2 protein-coding genes are annotated in these 811 nt (G+C 67.9%); both read right to left on the bottom strand.

Annotated features, from left to right (window positions below):
* A partial coding sequence (locus ACVNF4_RS36600; protein WP_461807118.1) for an IS3 family transposase occupies window positions 1-340 on the bottom strand: 340 nt, incomplete at its 3' end.
* A gap of 95 nt (window positions 341-435) precedes the next feature.
* Window positions 436-723 (bottom strand): transposase, encoded by a 288-nt coding sequence (locus ACVNF4_RS36595; protein ID WP_269246258.1) that lies wholly within the window; start codon window positions 721-723, stop codon window positions 436-438.
* Between the last annotated feature and the right edge of the window lie 88 nt (window positions 724-811).

Here is an 811-nt window from a genome sequence, read left to right as displayed (position 1 = left end):
TCATGTCGCCGACGAGTCGCATCCCGGGCCGGGGCGCGGTGAAGTCCCGGCCGATCAGGTCGAGCGCGAACACCGCCCGCTTCGCCTGCCGGGTCAGGCCCCGCCGACGGCGGCGGGTGATCCCGACGATCCGGTGCTTGCGCATCAGCCGCTCGATCTTCTTGGAGTTCACCACCCGCCCGGCCCGCCGCAGAGCGGCGTGGATCCGCGGGGCCCCGTAGGCACCGCGAGATCCGGCGTGAAGCACCCGGATCTCGCCCACCAGCACCTCCTCGGCCCGCTCCCGCACCGTCCGGGCCGGCCGTGACGCCCTGTGCGCGTAGTAGGTGGAACGGGGCACTCCCAGCACACGGCACAGAAACGCAACGCTGTGACCTGCAGGATTACCCTCCGATGCCTTCTCCGCATCGATGAAACGACACCGTGCCACGGTGTCTACCTCATCTTGTCCTGAGCGAAGAAGGCGGTCGCTTTTCCCAGAACCTCGATCGTGGCCTCCTGCTCGCGAACCTTCCGCCGCAGCCGGACCAACTCCTCACGCTCCGCAGTGGTCAAAGCCCCGGCGGGCCCCTCACCGCGGTCGGCCTTCGCCTGCTTCACCCACCCGCGCAGCCCTTCCGGACTCACGCCCAGATCCCTCGCGACCTCGGTGACCGTCTTCTCCGAGGACAACGCCAAGGCGACCGCGTCCCGCTTGAACTCGGCCGTGTACCGCTTACTCATGTTGCTCTTGCTACTCACTACCTGTGACTGCTTCCTCCGGGACCATCCGTCCCAGTATCAAGCTGCCCGGCCAGCAGGGGGAACCTCA

Source organism: Streptomyces sp. S6, from assembly GCF_054880855.1.
This window is presented reverse-complemented; position numbering and strand designations above follow the sequence as displayed.

Bases quoted from the DNA above. Each gene is read 5' to 3' on its own strand.
- ACVNF4_RS36595 (WP_269246258.1), bottom strand. From the start codon at position 723: ATGAGTAAGCGGTACACGGCCGAGTTCAAGCGGGACGCGGTCGCCTTG.